Source organism: Pseudomonas sp. PvP025 (assembly GCF_017832155.1).
Classification (GTDB): domain Bacteria; phylum Pseudomonadota; class Gammaproteobacteria; order Pseudomonadales; family Pseudomonadaceae; genus Aquipseudomonas.
The window spans coordinates 3,614,367-3,633,454 of sequence record NZ_JAFIBJ010000001.1 but is presented as its reverse complement, the minus strand read 5'-3'; the positions used below and the strand labels follow the sequence as shown (position 1 = coordinate 3,633,454).

Here is a 19,088-nt window from a genome sequence, read left to right as displayed (position 1 = left end):
AAAAAATTTATCTATCGAGGCAAATGAGGTACGCGATGAACACCTATCAACAGATTGGCCAGCAGCAAGACACCCACAGCAAGGTGATCGGTTACCTGCTGTGGATTTTCGGTTTTACCGGCGCCCATCGTTTTTATTACGGCAAGCCCGTGACCGGAACGATCTGGTTTTTCACCCTGGGCTTGCTGGGTATCGGCTGGCTGATCGACTTCTTCCTGATCCCGGCCATGGACCGTGAAGCCGACCTGCGTTTTACCGCCGGGCCTATCGAATACAACATTGCGTGGATTCTGCTGGCGTTTCTGGGCGTGTTCGGTGTGCACCGCATGTACCAGGGCAAATGGATCACCGGCCTGATCTACCTGCTGACCGGCGGGTTGTTCCTGGTAGGGGTTTTGTATGACTTCTGGACCTTGAATACGCAGATTTCGATCCGCAATGCCGAGCGCAACAGCGGCCGATAAATCGCGTAACCCTGATGGCGCTCATAAGCCTGATGGAGCTCAAATGTGGGAGGGGGCTTGCTCCCGATAGCGGTGGACCCGTCAGCTCATCTGTTGCTGACCCACTGCAATCGGGAGCAAGCCCCCTCCCACATTTACTGTGCCCACTGTAGATAGGCTTAGGCCTGGTAGCTGATGCGGCCGTCGACCAAGGTATAACGCACCGTCGCCGGCAGGCTATGCCCGATAAACGGGCAATTCTCACCCTTGGACAACCAATGCTCCCCGGCAATCGTCGAGCTGGCCGGGTCAAAGAGCACCAGGTCCGCCGCCGCACCCACTGCCAGTTTGCCCGCCGGCAGGCGCAAGGCCTCGGCCGGGCCGCTGCTCAGGCGTGCCAGTAACGTCGGCAAGTCCAGCAAGCCGTCTTCCACCAGGGTCATCGCCAGGGGCAGCAACAGCTCAACGCTGCTGATACCCGGCTCGGTCGCGCCAAATGGCGCCAGCTTGGCGTCGCGTTCGTGGGGCTGGTGATGGCTGGAAATCGCCGAGACCACGCCGGATTTGACCGCCGCCCGCAAACCCTCGCGGTCGGTCAATGTGCGCAGTGGCGGCTGCACGTGGTACAGGCTGGAGAAGTCGATCAGCGCTTCATCCGTGAGGATCAACTGGTACAGCGCCACGTCCGCCGTCACCGGCAAGCCACGGGCCTGGGCCTGGGCGATCAGGGCAACCCCGCGTGCGCTGGTCAGCTGGCTGAAATGCGCGCGCACGCCGCTTTGTTCCACCAGCAGCAAGTCGCGCGCCAGGGCCACGGTCTCGGCGGTTTCCGGGATGCCGGGCAGGCCGAGGAAGCTGGCCACGGCGCCCTCATGGGCCAGGCCGCCTTCGGCCAGGTCGCGGTCCTGGGAATGGAAGATCACCGTCAGGTCGAACGTGGCCGCGTATTCCAGGGCACGGCACAGGGTGCGGGTGCTGCGAAAGCTCTCCAGGCCGTTGCCGAAGGCCACGCAACCGGCGTCGCGCAGGGCGATCAGCTCTGCAAGCTGCTCGCCGTCCAGGCCTTTGCTCAGCGCGCCGATGGGGAACACCTTGCAATTGCCGGCCTCGCGGGCGCGGTCGAGGATCAGCTCGGTCACCGCCGAGGTGTCCAGCACTGGCTTGGTGTGCGGCGGGCAGCACAGGCTGGTCACCCCGCCGGCAGCGGCGGCGCGGGTTTCGCTGGCGATGCTGCCCTTGCGGCTGTAGCCCGGCTCGCGCAGGGCCACGTTCAGGTCCACCAGGCCCGGCGCGGCCACCAGGCCGTTGGCGTCGATGGTTTGGCTGGGGCTGAAGCCGCCGGGGGCGGCGCCGATGGCAATGATCTTGCCGGCTTCCAGATGCAGATCGGTGACGTGATCCCGGCCACTGGCCGGGTCGATTACGCGCGCGCCAAGAATGCTGAGCTTCACTGGGCGTTCTCCTGCTCGAATTGACGTTGCGCGGTTTGCCCGCTCATGGCCATGGACATCACCGCCATGCGCACGGCGATGCCGTAGGTCACCTGGTTGAGAATCACCGACTGGTTGCCGTCGGCCACCGCCGACTCGATCTCCACGCCCCGGTTGATCGGGCCCGGGTGCATCACGATGGCATCCGGTTTCGCGCCGGCCAGGCGTGCGGTGGTCAGGCCGAACAGGCGGTAGAACTCGCCCTCGCTCGGCAGCAGGCCACCGGACATGCGTTCGCGTTGCAGGCGCAGCATGATCACCACGTCCACGTCCTTGAGGCCTTCTGTCATGTTGGTGTAGACCTTGACGCCGTATTGCTCGATGCCGATCGGCAGCAGGGTCTTGGGCGCAATCACGCGGATATCCGGGCAGCCCAGGGCTTTGAGGGCCAGCATGTTCGAGCGCGCCACCCGCGAGTGCAGGATGTCGCCGACGATGGCCACCGAAAGGTTTTCAAAGCTGCCCTTGTGCCGCCGGATGGTGAGCATGTCGAGCATGCCCTGGGTCGGGTGGGCGTGACGGCCGTCGCCGCCGTTGATGATCGCCACCTGCGGGCACACGTGCTCGGCGATGAAGTGCGCGGCGCCGGAGTCGCCGTGGCGCACCACGAACATGTCGGCGGCCATGGCTTCGAGGTTGCGCAGGGTGTCGAGCAGGGTTTCGCCCTTGCTCGCCGACGAGGTGGACACGTTCAGCGTGATCACGTCGGCCGACAGACGCTGGGCCGCCAGTTCAAAGGTGGTGCGGGTGCGCGTGGAGTTCTCGAAGAACACATTGCAGATGGTCTTGCCGCGCAGCAGCGGGACCTTCTTCACCGCGCGTCCGCCTACTTCGAGGAACGAGTCGGCGGTGTCGAGGATTTCGGTGAGCAGTTCGCGGGGCAAACCGTCGAGGGACAAGAAATGTTGCAACTGACCCTGAGCATTGAGCTGCAGCGGGCGCTTGGCATCTAGAGGCGTCATCGCGGGGACTCTTTACAAGGCGGTTTAAAGGGCGAGGTCTTGCAGTTCGAGTTCGAGCGGCGTGGGACCGGACAATTTTACCCGCTGGTGGGCAGCCAAAGACAGTGTCGCGCCGACCACGTCCGGGCTGATCGGCAATTCGCCGGCGTCCAGGTCCAGCAGGCACACCAGCGTCACGCTGGCCGGGCGCCCGTAGTCGAACAGCTCGTTGAGGGCCGCGCGAATGGTGCGGCCGCTCATCAGCACGTCGTCGATCAGCACCAGGTGCTGGCCGTCCACCTCAAACGGCAGCGCCGAAGGTTGCACTTGCGGGTGCAGGCCGTTCTGGCTGAAGTCGTCGCGGTAGAACGACACGTCCAGAGTGCCCAGCGGCGACTCGCTGCCCAGCTCGGTCAGCAACGCCTGGGCCACCCACACGCCGCCGGTGCGAATGCCGATGAAGCGCGGTTCGCTGATGCCACGGTGTTCCAGGTGGGCCGTGAGGCATGTCGCCATCTGGGTGATCAGTTCGGCGGGATTGGGCAGGCTCATGGGGGCTCCTTGGTAGGCCTCGCGCAGGCAAGGTCCGGGCTCAAACGTAAAAAGACGCGGCATGCCGCGTCAGTCAGGATGCAAATAAAGCCGTGTTTTCATCCAGCCAGCCCTGCAACAACAGGGCGGCGGCGATGGCGTCTACCGGGTTGTCGCGGTAGCTGCCCTTCTGCCCACCACGGTCGCGGCGTTCACCCTTGGCTTCAAAGGTGGTCAGGCGTTCATCGTGGGTATAGAAGGGCAGGTTGTAGCGACCATTGAGGCGGCGCGCGAATTTTTCGGCGCGCAGGCACATTTCGCTGGGGGTGCCGTCCATGTTCAAGGGCAGGCCGACCACCACCGCGTCGGGCTTCCATTCATTGATCAGGGCTTCGACCTGATTCCAGTCCGGTACGCCGTTCTGGGCCTTCAAGGTGCACAGCTCGCGTGCCTGGCCGGTGATCACCTGGCCGACGGCCACGCCGATCTGTTTGGTGCCGTAGTCAAACCCGAGGATCAAGCGCAAGGCCATCAGGCGTGCCCCGCCTGGCTGGTCAGCAGATTGAGGTTGACCCGCAGCTTGGCGGCGGCCGCTTCCAGGCGCAGTTCGCTGGCGGTGTTGAACAGGATGTCGGCGTCGAACGGGCAGGTCAGCCAGGCGTTGCTCGCCAGCTCCGCCTCAAGTTGCCCGGCTTCCCAGCCGGCGTAGCCCAGGGTGATCACGCTTTGCTCCGGGCCCACGCCGTCGGCGATGGCGAACAGCACGTCCTGGGAGGTGGACAGCGACACACCGTCCAGGTCCACCGTGGCCTGGAACGTCGGCCCGGTCGGATGCAGCACGAAGCCGCGATCGGTCTGCACCGGACCGCCGATGTAGATCGGCACGCCCTGGCAACGGGCGGGCGCGTCGATGTCCGGGCGCAGTTGCTCAAGGATATCGGCCAGGTTCAGTTCCTGCGGGCGGTTCACCACCAATCCCATGGCACCATTGGCGGTGTGCTCGACGATGTAGGTCAAGGTCTGCGCAAAGTTCGGGTCGGCCATGTGGGGCATGGCGATCAGGAAGTGGTGCTTGAGGTAGGTCGGGCTGACATTTTTCATGTCCGGTAGTGTGGCGGTGGAGGGGCGACCTGACAAGCCGGGGATGAATTGCACAAGGCAATTGTCATCAGTTGCTGTACAGCCGATCACCCTTGGCGAATTTCCAGGTGCGGATGATTTCCAGGCGGTCCACGTCGTTCAGGTCGCCGGAAAACGGCGCAAAAGGCGCGGCCAGGCGCACGATGCGCTGGGCGGCCTGGTCCAGCAGCGGCTGGCCGGAGGACTCCAGCACCTGCACTTCATACAGCGTGCCATCACGGTTGATTGACACCAATAGACGCAAATTCCCGTAAATCTGCTGACGCCGCGCTTCTTCCGGGTAGTTCAGGTTGCCGATGCGCTCGACCTTTTTGCGCCACTCGTCCTTATACCAGGCACCTTTGTCGCGCATGGTCGAAGCAGCGTTGAGCCGGTAGATACGCGGGCGCTTGGCGTACAACTGTTGTTCGTGCGCCAGTTCGGCTTCCAGGCTGGAAATCTCGTCGGACAGGGTCGAGCTGTCGAACGTCGGTGCCGGCTTTGCCGGTTCGGGCTGCGGGTCGGTTTTGGTCTTTTCGCGCTGCACCGGCGCTTTCTGCGGTTTGGGCGCGACGGTAGTCACCGCAGGCTTGGGCGCGGCCTGCCTGACCTCGGGCTTTGGCGCCGGCGGCGGGGAGACCTTATTGACCTTGTTGTCCTGGAAGGGCGCCACTTCAGTGGTCTTGGGCACGGCTTTCTTGTCGAGCGTGCCGCTGCCCTGCTGGTTTTCCTGGGCGAGAAAATCGGCCTTCTCGGGCGCCTTTTCGCTCTTGAACGTGGCGAGGGTGATTTCCAGCGTCTGGGTGATCTGTCTGGGCTCGACCATGGTAAAGCCCACACCGAGGATCAATGCCAGGTGAATCAACGCTGCCATAAACAGGGTAAAGCCGAGCCGATCAGCCGGGCGCACGCCGCTGTGGGAGAGTTCTGGGGGCAGTTCGGGCGGGAGCGTCATGACAAAAAAACCAACATCGCGCGTTTCACAGGTGGGGCATGATAACGCAATGTTGGTGTGTGTCCGGCTGTCTATGTCACTTGGATTGCAGCTTGCGCTCAATCGCAGCCATCAGCATTTCGCCGATGTTCGTGCCAAATGCATTATCGATCTCGCGAATACAGGTCGGGCTGGTCACGTTGATTTCGGTGAGGTTCTCACCGATCACGTCCAGGCCGACAAACAGCAGGCCCTTCTCGCGCAGGGTCGGGCCGACCTGTTCTGCAATCCAGCGATCCTTGTCCGACAGCGGACGCGCTTCACCACGGCCACCCGCCGCCAGGTTGCCGCGGGTCTCGCCCGCCGCCGGAATCCGCGCCAGGCAGTAATCCACCGGCTCGCCGTCGATCATCAGGATGCGCTTGTCGCCGTCCTTGATCGCCGGCAGGTAGGCCTGACCCATGATCTGCTGGGTGCCCAGCACGGTCAGGGTCTCCAGGATCACCGACAGGTTGGGGTCGCCGGCGCGGTGACGGAAAATCGAGGTGCCGCCCATGCCGTCCAGCGGCTTGAGAATCACATCCCCATGTTTGGCGGCAAATTCACGCAGCACATCGGCACGGCGGCTGACCACGGTGGGCGGCGTGCACTGCGGGAACAGCGTGGCAAACAGTTTTTCGTTGCAGTCGCGCAGGCTCTGCGGCTTGTTGACGATCAGCACGCCGGCGCGCTCGGCCTGCTCCAGCAGGTAGGTGGAATAGACGAATTCCATGTCGAACGGCGGGTCCTTGCGCATCAGGATCACGTCCAGATCGCTCAGCGGGCTGTCGATTTCGTCTTGCAGCTCGAACCACTTCCCGGGGTTGGCGAACACCTGCAGCGGGCGCATGCGCGCACGGGCCTCGCCGTCGCCCTGGTAAAGGTCGCGCTGCTCCATATAGAACAGCGTCCAGCCGCGTGCCTGGGCGGCCAGCAGCATGGCCAGCGAGCTGTCCTTTTTATAGGAGATGCTGGCGATAGGGTCCATGACAATGCCGACGCGAACGCTCATGGGGGATTTCCTCTGCAGATAGGCGCATAAAAAGTGGCGTCAGAGTGGCGCTGCGGCTGTTGTGGGTCAAGGAAAAACCACCGCGCGGGTGCCTCGATAGATTGCACCCCGAGACTGTGCTAAAAAGACTGCCACGGCGCACCAGCCCTTGAATTCCAAGGCTTGCGGCGCTCATGCTGTGCGTCATCAGGCAGCACGCACGAAAAACCGATTCGCTGTGGCGATGGTAGAGCAACTATGGAACAGCATTCCAACGCCTTGAGAGTGATGGTGATCGACGATTCGAAAACGATCCGCCGCACCGCCGAAACCCTGTTGAAGAACGTGGGCTGCGACGTGATCACGGCCATCGACGGTTTCGATGCCCTGGCCCGGATTGTCGATCATCACCCGCACATTATTTTCGTCGACATCATGATGCCGCGCCTGGATGGCTACCAGACCTGCGCGCTGGTGAAGAACAACCCGGCGTTCAAGGCGATCCCGGTGATCATGCTGTCGTCCAAGGACGGTCTGTTCGACAAGGCCAAGGGGCGCATCGTGGGGGTCGATCAGTTTTTGACCAAGCCGTTCAGCAAGGAAGAACTGCTGGGCGCGATCAAGGCCTGCGTGCCCGGGTTCGCCGCAGTAGAGCAAGCACACTGACGCCGCCCCCGTGGGCCGGCGCCGACCAATGTAGTGGGGAAAACCATGGCACGTGTTCTGATCGTCGACGATTCGCCGACCGAAATGTACAAACTCACCGGCATGCTGGAAAAGCACGGCCATCAGGTGCTGAAAGCCGAGAACGGCGCGGACGGCGTGGCCCTGGCCCGTCAGGAAAAACCCGACGCCGTGCTGATGGACATCGTGATGCCTGGCCTCAACGGCTTCCAGGCCACGCGCCAACTGTCCAAGGAGCCGGAAACCAACGGCATCCCGATCATCATCATCACCACCAAAGACCAGGAAACCGACAAGATTTGGGGCGCGCGCCAGGGCGCCAAGGATTACCTGACCAAGCCGGTCGACGAAGACACCCTGATTGCCACCCTCAACAAGGTGCTGGCCGGCTGACGGCACGCCATCATGACCGAGTCGCACACTGCCTTCGAGCTGCTGCTGGACATCGACCGCCGCTGTCGCCTGCTGGCCGCCGACCTGCCGTCCCAGGAAACCCGCCTGCAACGCTGGAGCGGCATCGGCTTTCGCCTGGGGCAGCACTGGTACGTGGCACCCATCGGCGAAGTCGCCGAGGTGCTGCATGAACCGCGCTGCACCTTGATGCCCGGCGTGAAACCCTGGGTCAAGGGCGTGGCCAACCTGCGCGGGCGACTGTTGCCGGTGATGGACCTGGGCGGGTTCCTCGGCCTGCCGCTGTCCAGGGTGCGCAAGCAGCGGCGGGTATTGGTGGTGGAGGTCAACGAGCTGTTTGTCGGTCTGCTGGTGGATGAGGTGGTGGGGATGCAGCATTTCGCACAAGACGCGCGGGTGAGCGATGCCCGCCCCGACGCGCCGTATATCCAGGGCCGCTTCGACGGCGAGCCGCAATGGCAGGTGTTCAGCCCCTTCGCCCTGGCCGAGGCCCCGGGCTTTATGGATGTTGCCGCATGACCACCCCGACCACGCCCAGGCCACAGGCCGCGTCGCGCAGCCGTTCACAGATCATCGTGCTGTTCATCGCGTTGATCGTGTTCATCATGCTGCTGTTCGCCAACTTCGCGTACCTCAACACCCAGTCCACCTACGACAAACAGTACATCGGCCACGCCGGCGAGCTGCGCGTGCTGTCCCAGCGCATCGCCAAGAACGCGACCGAAGCCGCTGCCGGCAAGGCGGCGGCGTTCAAGCTGCTCGCCGAAGCGCGCAACGACTTCGCGCAGCGCTGGGGCTACCTGAAAAAAGGCGACCGCGACACCGGCCTGCCCGCCGCGCCCAGCGCCGTGCGCAACGAAATGCGCGCGGTGCAGACCGACTGGGAAGCGCTGCTGAAAAACACCGACGCAATCCTCGCCAGCGAACAGACGGTGCTGTCCCTGCATCAGGTGGCCGCGACCCTGGCCGAAACCGTGCCGCAATTGCAGATGGAATCGGAAAAGGTCGTCGACATCCTGCTGCAGCGCGGCGCCCCGGCCAGCCAGGTGGCCCTGGCCCAGCGTCAGTCGTTGCTGGCCGAACGCATCCTGGGTGCGGTCAACACCGTGCTGGCCGGCGACGAAACCGCTGTGCAGGCCGCCGATGCCTTCGGCCGCGACGCCAACCGCTTTGGCGTGGTGCTCAATGGTATGCTCAACGGCAATCCCGGGCTGCGCATCACCCAGGTCGAAGACCGTGACGCCCGCGCGCGGCTGACAGAAATCGCCGAGCTGTTCGAGTTCGTGTCCGGCTCGGTGGATGAAATCCTCGAGACCTCGCCGCAACTGTTCCAGGTGCGCGCCTCGGCGAGCAATATCTTCAACCTGTCGCAGACCCTGCTCGATGAAGCCTCGCACCTGGCCACCGGTTTCGAAAACCTCGCCAGCGGACGCAGCTTCGACACCCTAGGCGGCTACATGCTGGGCTTGCTGGCGCTGACCTCGATCATCCTGATCGGCCTGGTGATGGTGCGCGAAACCAACCGTCAACTGCGTGAAACCGCCGAGAAGAACGAGCGCAATCAGAACGCGATCATGCGCCTGCTCGATGAGATCGAAGACCTGGCCGATGGCGACCTCACCGTAACGGCCTCGGTGACCGAGGACTTCACCGGCACCATTGCCGACTCGATCAACTATTCCGTGGACCAACTGCGCGATCTGGTCGCCACCATCAACCTCACGGCGGGCCAGGTGGCCGGTGCCGTGCAAGAGACCCAGGCCACCGCCATGCACCTGGCGCAGGCCTCGGAGCATCAGGCCCAGCAGATCGCCGAAGCCTCCACCGCCATCAGCCAGATGGCCCAGTCCATCGACCACGTCTCGGCCAACGCCGCCGAATCCTCGGCGGTGGCCGAGCGCTCGGTGGAGATCGCCAACAAGGGTAACGAGGTGGTGCACAACACCATCCACGGCATGGACAACATTCGCGAACAGATCCAGGACACCGCCAAACGCATCAAGCGCCTGGGCGAGTCGTCCCAGGAAATCGGCGATATCGTCAGCCTGATCGACGACATCGCCGACCAGACCAACATCCTCGCCCTGAACGCCGCGATCCAGGCGAGCATGGCCGGTGACGCCGGGCGCGGGTTCGCCGTGGTGGCCGATGAAGTGCAGCGCCTGGCCGAGCGCTCATCGGCGGCCACCCGGCAGATTGAAACCCTGGTGCGGGCGATCCAGGCCGACACCAACGAAGCCGTGATTTCCATGGAGCAGACCACCACCGAAGTGGTGCGTGGTGCGCGATTGGCCCAGGACGCCGGCGTGGCGCTGGAGGAGATCGAAGGGGTGTCCAAGACCCTGGCGGCGCTGATCCAGAGTATTTCCAATGCGGCGCAGCAACAGACGTCGTCGGCGGGGCAGATCTCCCTGACCATGAACGTGATTCAGCAGATCACCACCCAGACCTCCTCGGGCTCGACGGCGACCGCCGAGAGCATCGGCAACCTGGCAAAAATGGCCAGCCAGTTGCGGCGTTCGGTGTCGGGATTCACTCTTCCGCCGCCCAAACCGGTCGACGATTGAAATGCGATTCAAAGGTGAGAGGGGGCTTGCTCCCGATAGCGGTACATCAGTCAATGAATCAGGTGCCTGACCCTCCGCCATCGGGAGCAAGCCCCCTGCCACCTGGGATCTCCTTTACTGTCGAGATCTTGGCAACACCAGCAACCCACGAATTCTAAGCGGAGCAGTTATGGTTGATCGGCACGACTACGTGGCCCTCGAATGGGTCAAGGGCGACATTGCCGAAACCCTGAAGCAGGCCCGTTCGGCGCTGGACGCGTTTGTCGAAACCCGCGACGCCGACGCCCTGGGCGAGTGCCTGGCGTGCATCCATCAAGTGCATGGCGCGCTGCAAATGGTCGAGTTCTACGGCGCGGCGCTGCTCGCCGAAGAGATCGAGGAACTGGCCCTGGCGCTGCAGGCCGAGCGCGTCAGCCAGCGCGACGAAAGCCTCCGCCTGCTGCAACAGGCCCTCGGCCAGCTGCCGCTGTACCTGGACCGCGTGCACAGCGCCCGCCGCGATTTGCCGCTGGTGGTGCTGCCGTTGCTCAACGACCTGCGCAGCGCCCGTGGCGAAAGCCTGCTGTCGGAAACCAGCCTGTTCAGCCCGCAGTTGCTGTCGATTGCGCCGCTGCCCGACGACGCCCTGGCCCAGCGCGATCAGCCCGAGCTTCACGAGCAATTGCGCCAGTGGCAGCAATGGTTGCAGCAGGCGCTGGCCGGGTTGCTGCGCGAGGATCACGGCCCGAGCAACCTGGAAGACATGGCGCGGGTGTTCGCGCGCCTCGAAGCGCTGTGCCAGGGCGCGCCGCTGTTGCCCTTGTGGCAAGTCACCTCGGCGCTGGTCGAGGGCATGCTCACCGGCGTGATCGCCAACAGCCCGGCGTTGCGCAGCCTGCTCAAGGCCAGTGGCAAACAACTCAAGCGCCTGCTCGCCCAGGGCATTGGCGGCATCAACCAGCCCGCACCGGATGGCTTGCTCAAGAGCCTGTTGTTTTATGTGGCCAAGGTCACCCGGCCAACCCCGCGCATGCAGAGTTTGAAGGAACGCTACGGCCTGGATGACGCCTTGCCCGACAGCGCGCTGGTGGATGCCGAGCGTGCGCGCCTGGCCGGACCGGACCGCAATGCCATGGGCTCGGTGCTCGGTGCGTTGTGTGAAGAGCTGGTGCGGGTCAAGGAGCGGCTGGACCTGTTCGTGCGCAGCGACCGCCAGCACATCGGCGATCTCGACGCGCTGCTGGCGCCGCTGCGCCAGATCGCCGACACCCTTGCGGTACTGGGCTTCGGTCAGCCGCGCAAAGTGATCATCGATCAGTTGGCCGTGGTGCAGAGCCTGGCCCAGGGTCAGCGCGAGCCCAATGATCCGGTGCTGATGGACGTGGCGGGCGCGTTGCTCTACGTCGAAGCCACGCTGGCGGGCATGGTCGGCACCGTGGAGGCGCAGGGCCGCGAGGAGAGCCGCCTGCCCACCACCGACCTGACCCAGATTCACCAGTTGGTGATCCGCGAATCCTGCCAGTGCCTCAAGCAGGCCAGAGAGCTGGTGATCGATTGCCTCGAAGCCGATTGGGACCGCCAGCACCTGGAGTCGCTGCCGGAGCTGCTGAGCCAGGTGCGTGGCGCGCTGGCCATGATCCCTTTGCCCCGCGCGGCGAGCCTGATGCGCGGCTGCGCCGACTACGTGAATGAACAGCTGATGGTCAACGATGGCGCACCGTCCGAGGTGCAGCTGGAGCATTTCGCCGAGGTGATCAGCGGCCTGGAGTACTACCTCGAACGCATGCTCCAGGACCCCGACGCCGACGGCGAACGGGTGCTGGAGATGGCCACCCAGGGCCTGACCGCGCTGGGTTACCTGCCTGCGGCCAAACCCTGGCGCCAGGCGCTGGTGGCGCCGGAGGGTGCGCTTTCGAGCGATGAGGCGCCGAGCCAGTCGCAGTTCGACGCCCTGGCCAGCCCCACCTCACGCCTGAACCCGCCGGCCCGACAACGCCCCGGCAGCCTGTTGCCGCCGCCGGCCGACGAAGCCCCCATCGACGACGAACTGCGCGAAGTCTTCCTCGAAGAAACCGACGAAGTCCTCGAGGTGCTGCACCGTGACCTGCCCAACAGTGCCGACAAAACCGCCCAGGCCGAAATGCGCCGCGCCTTTCACACCCTCAAGGGCAGCGGCCGCATGGTGCGCGCGCTGGTACTGGCCGAGCTGGCCTGGGCGGTGGAAAACCTGCTCAACCGCGTGCTGGAGCGCAGCGTGGTCCTCGGCGCCGACGTGCAAGAGGTGCTGGATGAAACCGTGGCCCTGCTGCCGGAACTGATCGCCGATTTTGCCAGCGGCGACCAGCGCCAGCGCGATGAAGTCGACGCCCTGGCTGCGCGTGCCCACGCCTTGGCCAGCGGCACGCCGACCCACGCGGTCGAACCCCACGACCCGATGCTGCTGGAGATTTTCCGCAACGAAGCCCAGAGCCACCTCGAGAGCCTCAATCACTTTCTGCACCAGGCCGCCGAGCACGTTCCGCTGCACGTCAGCGACGCTCTGCAACGCGCGCTGCACACCCTCAAGGGCAGCGCCTACATGGCCGGTGTGTTGCCCATCGCCGAACTGGCGCGTCCGCTCGATCACCTGACCCGTGAATACAAGGCCCACCGCCTGCCGCTGGACCTGGACGAAGTGGAATTGCTGCTGGAAGCCGAAGGCCTGTTCCAGCAAGGCCTGCGCCAGTTGCACCGCGACCCGCTGGCGCCGATCAAAGGCGCGACAGCGCTGATCAACCGCACCCAGGCGCTGCTCGACCAGCAGCTTCAAGCCTTGCTCGACGCCCCCGGCACGGGCCTGCGCATCAAGCGCGACCCGCAGTTGATCAGCAACTTCCTGGCCCAGGGCATGGACATTTTGCTGGATGCCGAAAGCCTGCTGCGCCGCTGGCAGCAGCACCCCGGCGAGCGCCAGGAGCTGAGCGCGCTGCTGGACGAATTGACCACCCTGGGGGAGGGCGCGCACCTCGCTGACCTGCACCCCATCGATGCCCTGTGTGAAGCCTTGCTCGACCTGTATGGCGCGGTGGAAGAAAGCAGCCTGGCGGTCAGCGCGCGGTTTTTTCATGAGGCCGAACAGGCCCACGAAGCATTGATCAACATGCTCGACCAGTTGGCCGCCGGCCAGGAAATCAGCCCGGCACCGGCCCGTTTGCAGGCCCTGCGCGAGCTGCTTGACGATGCACTCGACCCGTCCGCCACCGGGCTGATCACCCGCGACGGCCACAACGCTCCGAACATCGCCGAACTGGGCGCTGCCACGGCGCAGTTGGAGCAGGCAACGGCGATGGACGACGAGATCGTCGAGATCTTCCTCGAAGAGGCGGTGGACATTCTCGACAGCGCCGGCCAGTCGCTTAAACGCTGGCTGCTGGACCCGGAAAACGCCGCGCCGCTGTCCTCCCTGCAACGCGACCTGCACACCCTCAAGGGTGGCGCGCGCATGGCCGAAATCGAGCCGGTGGGCGACCTCGCCCAGGAACTTGAGTGCTTGTACGAAGGCCTGGTGGACCGCCGCTACAGCTACTCGGCCGAACTGTCGCGCCTGCTGATGGCCAGTCACGAGCAGTTGGCCTTGCAACTGGAGGAGCTGCACGACCATCAGCCGTTGAGCGACAGCCGCGAACTGATCGACACGCTGCGTGCGTTTCGCCAGGGCAGTACGCCGGCTGCACCGGTTGCCGCACCGCAGGCCGCCAGTGCCGACCCCGAGCTGCTGGATATCTTCCTCGAAGAAGCGGCCGATATCCTCGACAGTTCCGGCGCCGCGCTGCTGCGCTGGCAGGCCGAGCCGGGCGGTCGCCAGGAAGTGGAAACCCTGCTGCGCGACCTGCACACCCTCAAGGGCGGCGCGCGCATGGTCGAGATCGCGCCGATTGGCGACCTGGCCCATGAGCTGGAATTTCTCTACGAAGGGCTGTCCGCCGGGTTGCTTGCGCCGTCGGCCGAGCTGTTCGCTTTGCTGCAAGGCTGCCACGACCGCCTGGCGCAGATGATCGACGCGGTCGCCGATGGCCTGCCGGTGGGCTCGGTGGACAAACTGATCACGCGCATCAGAAGCCTGGTGCAGCCCAGCGCGGAACCGCTGGGGCCGGTGGCGTTGCCGGCGGGCAAGACCGAAACGGCCGTCGACCCCAACGCCGACATGGTGAAGATCTCCGCCGACCTGCTCGACGATCTGGTCAATTTGGCCGGTGAAACCTCGATCTTCCGGGGCCGCATCGAACAGCAGGTCAACGACGCGCGCGCCGCGTTGAGCGAGGTGGAAACCACCATCGAGCGCATGCGCGACCAACTGCGCCGGCTCGACAGCGAAACCCAGGGCCGCCTGCTCAGCCGCCAGCAGGCCGAGGCCGAGCGCCTGGGCTATGAAGAATTCGATCCGCTGGAAATGGACCGCCATTCACAGTTGCAGCAGTTGTCCCGCGCGCTGTCCGAGTCTGCCAGCGACCTGCTGGATCTCAAGGAAACCCTTGAGCGCCGCAACCAGGATGCCCATGACCTGTTGCAGCAACAGGCGCGCATCAACACCGCCTTGCAGGAAGGCCTGATGCGCACCCGCATGGTGCCGTTCGAACGCATGCTGCCACGCCTCAAGCGCATCGTGCGCCAGGTGGCGCAAGAGTTGGGCAAGGACGTGGAGTTCGTGGTCGGCAATGCCGAGGGCGAGATGGACCGCAACGTGCTGGAGCGCATGGTTGCGCCGCTCGAGCATATGCTGCGCAACGCCGTCGACCACGGCCTGGAATCGCGCGAGGCGCGCCTGTTGGCGGGCAAGCCCGAGACGGGCCGCATCACCCTGGACCTGACCCACGAAGGCGGCGACATCGTGTTCGACATGCGCGACGACGGCGCCGGCGTGCCCCTCGACGCGGTGCGGCGCAAGGCGATCAAGCGCGGGCTGCTCAAGCCCGATCAGGAGATGAGCGACCGCGACGTGTTGCAGTTCATCCTGCAGCCGGGGTTTTCTACCGCCGAGAAAATCACGCAGATTTCCGGGCGTGGCGTGGGCATGGACGTGGTGCATGAAGAGGTGCGCCAGCTGGGCGGCTCGATGGTGATCGATTCGACCTCGGGAGCGGGCGTGCACTTTCGCATTCGCCTGCCGTTCACCGTGTCGGTCAACCGGGCGTTGATGGTGCAGTGCGCGGACGATCAATACGCGATCCCGCTCAACACCATTGAAGGCCTGGTGCGCGTGCCCCCCCATGAACTGGCCGGGCATTATCAGCAGGACCCGCCGTGTTACGAATACGCCGGCCAGCGCTATGAGCTGTTCTACCTGGGCGACCTGTTGCACACCGTCGGCCGCCCGAAACTGCTGGGCGAGTACCAACCGGTACCGGTGTTGCTGGTGCACTGCAATGAGCGCCGCGTGGCGGTGCATGTGGATGCCATGGCGGGCACACGCGAGATTGTGGTCAAGGGCTTGGGGCCGCAGTTTGCCGGGGTGCAGGGGCTGTCCGGCGCAACGATCCTGGGCGATGGTCGCGTGGTGTTGATCATCGACCTGCTGGCGCATATCCGCGTGCGGCAACCGGCCTTGCCGGCGCAGGCGCTGGACGTGCCGCTGGTGCTCAACGACCCGCTGAAAAAGCGTCCGCTGCTGGTGCTGGTGGTGGACGATTCGGTCACCGTGCGCAAAGTCACCAGCCGCCTGCTGGAGCGCAACGGCATGAACGTGCTCACCGCCAAGGACGGCATCGACGCCCTGGCCGTGCTTGAGGAGCACACCCCGGACCTGATGCTGCTCGACATCGAAATGCCGCGCATGGACGGTTTCGAAGTGGCGATCCAGGTGCGCAACGACCCACGGCTGATGCGCCTGCCGATCATCATGATCACCTCGCGCACCGGCCAGAAACACCGCGACCGCGCCATGGCCATCGGCGTCAACGACTACCTGGGCAAGCCGTACCAGGAGTCGGTGCTGCTGGAAAGCATCGCCTATTGGAGCAAGTCCCATGCTTGACCACCGCGCCAGCCAACTTACCGGCCTGCTGCTGCCCCTGGCTGATCGGCACCTGGTGTTGCCTAACGTCGCCATTGCCGAGTTGATCGACTTTCAGCGTGGAGAGCCGGCCAGTGATGCGCCGCCGTGGTATCTGCGGCAAGTGACCTGGCGTGATCGGCAGATTCCGTTGATCAGCTTTGAAGCGGTGTGCGGCGAAGCCAGCCTGACCGGCGAGCGTTCGCGCATCGTGGTGCTGAACGCCCTCGGCGGGCGGCCAACGCTGAAGTTCATTGCGCTGGTGATCCAGGGCATTCCCCGCTCGTACAAACTCGACAGCGAATTGAGCTACGTCGACGTGCCGCTGTGCCCCCTGGAGCTGGCGGCGGTGCAGGTGGGCGAGCATGTGGCGAGAGTGCCGGATTTGATGGGGCTTGAAGCGCTGCTGGTCGAGTCCGGCCTCGCCTGATGACCCACCTGTTCATATTCCTGTGAAGACCCAAATGTGGGAGCTGGCTTGCCTGTGAAGGCGCCGGGTCAGTCACTGAAACATGGCTGATATACCGCATTCGCGAGCAAACCCGCTCTTATCAAACATAAGATAACTTTTTGATTTAAAGCCTGAAATTTCAGGCAGCCACTTTCCTGTGGCGAGCGGGCTTGCCCTAATGCCGTTCAGTTAAGCGCAGCTCCCCTGTGGCGAGCAGGCTTGTCCTGCGTTGGGCTGCGCAGCAGCCCCAAAGCCAGGCGCTGAGCCGTATCAGGTACACCGCGTTTTTGCTCGATTGGGGGCGCTTCGCACCCCAACGCGGGGCAAGCCCGCTCGCCACAGAAGCTCCAGTTTGCTGCGCGAAAGGGGCCTGCGACACTCAATCGCGCTCGAATACGGCTCTCGGAATTTTCCTGCAGGATTTTGGGCTGTGCATGAACTTGTTGAGCACGGCCCGCGCGCCTAGTCTTCGTCCCGTCATCGCGAAAAACGGTGACACGGACGTGCAAGTCCGACGAAACTGTTTAGGCGTATAAACGCCCAGCCTCGGGCGTTTTTTGTGCTCGCTGCTTTATGGCGGCCGCGCGCAGGAGGTCCTCGGACCTGCTGGGTGTCCTAAACAGGCCCGGTCTTGCACACCTGCGCACGGTCGCCACCCTCATTCGCGTGCAAGCGAACGGTGGCGCTCCTTACTAACTGTTTAGGAGTTTCATCATGGTCAAACCCACCCCGAGTTCACCCCTCTTCACCGTAACCCCCCAGCAAACCACCGAAACCCTGCTGATCAACGCCAGCGAAACCCTGTCCTCCCTCAACGCACTCACTTGCACGCTGGCCTTCGACCTGGACGCTTCCCAGCGCGCGATCATGCTCGGCATTCAACAGCTGGTCGACAGAGCACTGGAGCAAGTCAGTCCTTCGCCTATCTAAACCACGCCACCGAGCAAATGAGGGAGGTGGCTTGCTCCCGATAGCGATGGGTCAGTTGCCTGTTCATCAACTGACCGCCTGCTATCGGGAGCAAGCCCCCTCCCACAGTGAATCGCGCTCGGCTTCAGGCCTCAATCGATCCGCGCAAACCGCTCAATCACTGGTTGCTCACGGTGCTCTGCCTGCCACAGGTCGTAGGCGCTTTGCATCGACAACCATAGCTGTGCGGTACTCACACCGGCGCGCTCCAACCTGACGGCAAGGTCCGGGCTGATTGGGGCATGGCCATGCAAGATCCTGGAAAACGTCTCACGGGCGAAGCCCAGGCGCCTTGCCATTTCAGTGATGGTGATGCCTACGGCAGGGATCACATCCTCAAGCAAGATTTCGCCTGGGTGAGGTGGGTTGTGCATGCCCATATAGATACCTCTACTCAGTGGTAATCAAGATAATCAATCAGTTCGACCTGATCATCGAGCATCCGAAAAATAATGCGCCAGTTACCACTGATACTGACGGACCAGTAGTCGATCAGATCGCCCTTCAATCGATGAAAGCGCCATCCGGGCAGATTCAAAGCTTCTGGGTGTTCGGCCTTATCCAGAATGAACAGAACGCGGCGCAGGCGCTTTGCATGATTGGCGTTGATACCTTTGGTTGAACCGTTCTCATAAAAGGCTCTGAGCCCCTTATGTTTCCAGCTGACGATCATGGTGTGATTGTGATGTGATGCATCACGCTCTGCAAGGGCCTTGTACCGGGGTTTTTGGTCGGGTTCATGGTGTCTGCCCGTGGCACGATTCGAGCTGAAAGGCTAAAGAGGCGGGTTCCGACCAACAACCTGAAAAGCCTGTCGGAGCATTCCTTACCGTCTGTCGGGAGAACGCGCTCGAATACGGCTCTCGGAATTTTCCTGCAGGATTTTGGGCTGAGCATGAACTTGTTGAACACGGCCCGCGCGCCTAGTCTTCGTCCCGTCATCGCAAAAAACGGTGACACGGACGTGCAAGTCCGGTTACATGTCGGCGCATAAACGCCCATAGCCATTCAGCGGGCGTTTTTTATGCCTGCTGTACTTGTTATGGCAGCTGCGCGCGGGAGATCTTTCGAGGTCTGCCGGGGTCCGATATGCCCGGTCTTGCACACCTGCGCACAGCTGCCACCCTTATTCGCGTGCAAGCGGAAAGGGCGCAGCCTCCATCACATATCGGAGCTGTAAATCATGGTAAAACCCACCCCGAGTCCACTCCTCTTTACCGTAACCCCCCAGCTAACCACCGAAACCCTGCTGGTCAATGCCAGCGAAACCCTGTCCTCCCTCAACGCACTCACTTGCACGCTGGCCTTCGACCTGGACGCTTCCCAGCGCGCGATCATGCTCGGCATTCAACAGCTGGCCGAGCTCGGCCAATTGCTGGTCGACAGAGCACTGGAGCAAGTCAGTCCTTCGCCTATCTAAACCACGCCACCGAGCAAATGTGGGAGGCTTGCTCCCGATAGCAGTGGGTCAGTTGCCTGTTCATCAACTGACCGCCTGCTATCGGGAGCAG

Annotated in this window: 18 protein-coding genes; 9 read left to right on the top strand and 9 right to left on the bottom strand. The window is 63.6% G+C overall.

Features of this window, described 5'->3' with window-relative positions:
- Positions 1–53: 53 nt before the first annotated feature.
- Positions 54–464, top strand: coding sequence for a TM2 domain-containing protein (locus tag JOE32_RS15660; protein WP_163001024.1), 411 nt, complete (start codon positions 54–56; stop codon positions 462–464).
- Positions 465–622: 158 nt separating this feature from the next.
- Here the strand turns inward: JOE32_RS15660 and JOE32_RS15655 are convergent, their stop codons facing one another.
- From JOE32_RS15655 to gshB, 7 genes are all read right to left on the bottom strand, one after another.
- Entirely contained in the window at positions 623–1,894 is a 1,272-nt protein-coding gene (locus JOE32_RS15655; protein WP_209985920.1) for a dihydroorotase, read from the bottom strand.
- The gene (locus tag JOE32_RS15650; protein WP_209985919.1) at positions 1,891–2,895 is read right to left on the bottom strand and encodes an aspartate carbamoyltransferase catalytic subunit; all 1,005 of its coding nucleotides are present in this window, start codon (positions 2,893–2,895) and stop codon (positions 1,891–1,893) included. Before JOE32_RS15650 ends, JOE32_RS15655 begins: the two co-directional genes overlap by 4 nt.
- Positions 2,896–2,919: 24 nt before the next feature.
- On the bottom strand, positions 2,920–3,426 hold the full coding sequence (gene pyrR / locus JOE32_RS15645) for a bifunctional pyr operon transcriptional regulator/uracil phosphoribosyltransferase PyrR (RefSeq protein WP_209985916.1): 507 nt from the start codon (positions 3,424–3,426) through the stop codon (positions 2,920–2,922).
- Positions 3,427–3,499: 73 nt separating this feature from the next.
- Positions 3,500–3,937 carry a Holliday junction resolvase RuvX gene (gene ruvX, locus JOE32_RS15640; protein WP_003234589.1) on the bottom strand — a complete coding sequence of 146 codons (438 nt, stop codon included), beginning with the start codon at positions 3,935–3,937 and terminating at the stop codon, positions 3,500–3,502.
- Positions 3,937–4,506 (bottom strand): YqgE/AlgH family protein, encoded by a 570-nt coding sequence (locus JOE32_RS15635; RefSeq protein WP_209990541.1) that lies wholly within the window; start codon positions 4,504–4,506, stop codon positions 3,937–3,939. Before JOE32_RS15635 ends, ruvX begins: the two co-directional genes overlap by 1 nt.
- Positions 4,507–4,573: 67 nt before the next feature.
- Positions 4,574–5,479 carry an energy transducer TonB gene (locus JOE32_RS15630; protein ID WP_209985913.1) on the bottom strand — a complete coding sequence of 302 codons (906 nt, stop codon included), beginning with the start codon at positions 5,477–5,479 and terminating at the stop codon, positions 4,574–4,576.
- Positions 5,480–5,555: 76 nt separating this feature from the next.
- A complete protein-coding gene (gene gshB, locus JOE32_RS15625) occupies positions 5,556–6,509 on the bottom strand; it encodes a glutathione synthase (RefSeq protein WP_057006529.1) in 954 nt (317 codons plus the stop codon).
- A 237-nt stretch (positions 6,510–6,746) separates the two neighbouring features.
- Here gshB and pilG point away from each other — a divergent pair, with 237 nt between their 5' ends.
- The 7 genes from pilG (at position 6,747) to JOE32_RS15590 (ending at position 17,538) form a co-directional block, all read left to right on the top strand.
- Positions 6,747–7,154, top strand: a complete 408-nt coding sequence (pilG, locus tag JOE32_RS15620) for a twitching motility response regulator PilG (RefSeq protein WP_003234584.1) — start codon at positions 6,747–6,749, stop codon at positions 7,152–7,154.
- A gap of 45 nt (positions 7,155–7,199) precedes the next feature.
- Positions 7,200–7,565 carry a twitching motility response regulator PilH gene (gene pilH, locus JOE32_RS15615; protein ID WP_003234583.1) on the top strand — a complete coding sequence of 122 codons (366 nt, stop codon included), beginning with the start codon at positions 7,200–7,202 and terminating at the stop codon, positions 7,563–7,565.
- A gap of 12 nt (positions 7,566–7,577) precedes the next feature.
- Entirely contained in the window at positions 7,578–8,102 is a 525-nt protein-coding gene (locus JOE32_RS15610; protein WP_209985911.1) for a chemotaxis protein CheW, read from the top strand.
- On the top strand, positions 8,099–10,150 hold the full coding sequence (locus tag JOE32_RS15605) for a methyl-accepting chemotaxis protein (protein ID WP_209985908.1): 2,052 nt from the start codon (positions 8,099–8,101) through the stop codon (positions 10,148–10,150). Before JOE32_RS15610 ends, JOE32_RS15605 begins: the two co-directional genes overlap by 4 nt.
- A gap of 169 nt (positions 10,151–10,319) precedes the next feature.
- A complete protein-coding gene (locus JOE32_RS15600) occupies positions 10,320–16,139 on the top strand; it encodes an Hpt domain-containing protein (RefSeq protein WP_209985906.1) in 5,820 nt (1,939 codons plus the stop codon).
- Complete coding sequence (locus JOE32_RS15595) at positions 16,132–16,587, top strand: chemotaxis protein CheW (protein WP_209985903.1); 456 nt, start codon at positions 16,132–16,134, stop codon at positions 16,585–16,587. The genes JOE32_RS15600 and JOE32_RS15595 overlap by 8 nt, the downstream gene beginning before the upstream one ends.
- Before the next feature lie 735 nt (positions 16,588–17,322).
- Complete coding sequence (locus JOE32_RS15590; protein WP_209985901.1) at positions 17,323–17,538, top strand: DUF6124 family protein; 216 nt, start codon at positions 17,323–17,325, stop codon at positions 17,536–17,538.
- A gap of 131 nt (positions 17,539–17,669) precedes the next feature.
- Here the strand turns inward: JOE32_RS15590 and JOE32_RS15585 are convergent, their stop codons facing one another.
- Entirely contained in the window at positions 17,670–17,957 is a 288-nt protein-coding gene (locus JOE32_RS15585; protein ID WP_209985899.1) for a HigA family addiction module antitoxin, read from the bottom strand.
- Positions 17,958–17,971: 14 nt separating this feature from the next.
- On the bottom strand, positions 17,972–18,250 hold the full coding sequence (locus tag JOE32_RS15580) for a type II toxin-antitoxin system RelE/ParE family toxin (protein WP_122459228.1): 279 nt from the start codon (positions 18,248–18,250) through the stop codon (positions 17,972–17,974).
- A gap of 510 nt (positions 18,251–18,760) precedes the next feature.
- On the opposite strand from JOE32_RS15580, the gene JOE32_RS15575 reads away from it, so the two are divergent.
- On the top strand, positions 18,761–18,997 hold the full coding sequence (locus tag JOE32_RS15575) for a DUF6124 family protein (protein WP_209985896.1): 237 nt from the start codon (positions 18,761–18,763) through the stop codon (positions 18,995–18,997).
- Positions 18,998–19,088: the final 91 nt, after the last annotated feature.